Source organism: Variovorax sp. P1_H12_2 (genome assembly GCF_056405335.1).
In genome coordinates, this window is sequence record NZ_JBFUCI010000789.1 from 1 (window position 1) to 1,015 (window position 1,015).

Genomic DNA, 1,015 nt, shown 5'->3' on the forward strand with positions numbered 1-1,015 from the left:
TCACGCCGACCTGAACCTCTGGAGCGGGAGACGGGAATCGAACCCGCGTCATTAGCTTGGAAGGCTAGGGTTCTACCATTGAACTACTCCCGCATCGTGGCACCCACCCTCGATCGGGAGACACCGCAACAGCCACAGTCAAGCGCTCTGCAAAAATCCATTCATCGCTGGTGGAGAGGGCTGGATTCGAACCAGCGTACTCGTAAGAGGGCAGATTTACAGTCTGCTGCCATTAACCACTCGGCCACCTCTCCGGCGAACCTCGGAATATAGCACGGTTTTGGGGAGCCACGCCGATGACAGCCCGCCCACGCCCGCCCGCGTTCCGAGAGCCCTCGATTCTCGCACGAAAATCAGGCGCCTTCCTGGTGCGATGTCGACAATCCCGCCTCCCGCCAGGCGCGCGCCTCGCCGAAATGACCGCAGCCGATGAATGGCAGGGGCGGCCTGAGGGCCGACAACGGCGACGGATGATTGGCGATCAGTACTTTGTGACGATTCGTATCGATCAGCGCCCGCTTGCTCTGCGCGTGTGCGCCCCAGAGCATGAAGAGCACCGGCTGCGGCCGGCTGGCCACGTGGCGGATCACCGCGTCGGTCAGCACCTCCCAGCCGCGCCCCGAATGGCTGGCGGCCTGGCCCTCCTCCACCGTGAGGCAGGTGTTGAGCAGCAGCACGCCGTGCCTGGCCCAATCCACCAGGCTGCCTCCGGGGTTCGGGAACGCCGGCGGCCGCGTGCCGAGGTCACGCTCCAGCTCCTTGAAGATGTTGCGCAGCGAGGGCGGCAGCGGCACGCCCGGCGCCACCGAGAACGCAAGGCCTTCGGCCTGGCCGCGGCCGTGGTACGGGTCCTGGCCCAGGATCACGACGCGGACCTCCTCGGGCGGCGTCAGCTCGAGGGAGCGCAGCGGCCGCGGCGGGAAGACCACGGCACCGGCGTCCAGCCGCTCGCGCAGGTAACCGAGCAGCTTCTCACCGGCGGGGCTGGCGAAGAACTCGTCGACCAGCGGCCGCC

Annotated in this window: 1 protein-coding gene and 2 tRNA genes; all 3 read right to left on the reverse strand. The window is 67.1% G+C overall.

Features of this window, described 5'->3' with window-relative positions:
- Positions 1–19: 19 nt before the first annotated feature.
- Positions 20–93, reverse strand: a tRNA-Gly gene (locus AC1D2K_RS35170).
- A 75-nt stretch (positions 94–168) separates the two neighbouring features.
- Positions 169–254, reverse strand: a tRNA-Tyr gene (locus tag AC1D2K_RS35175).
- Positions 255–353: 99 nt separating this feature from the next.
- Positions 354–1,015: uracil-DNA glycosylase (locus AC1D2K_RS35180; RefSeq protein ID WP_478095111.1), on the reverse strand; the 662-nt coding region annotated here is incomplete at its 5' end.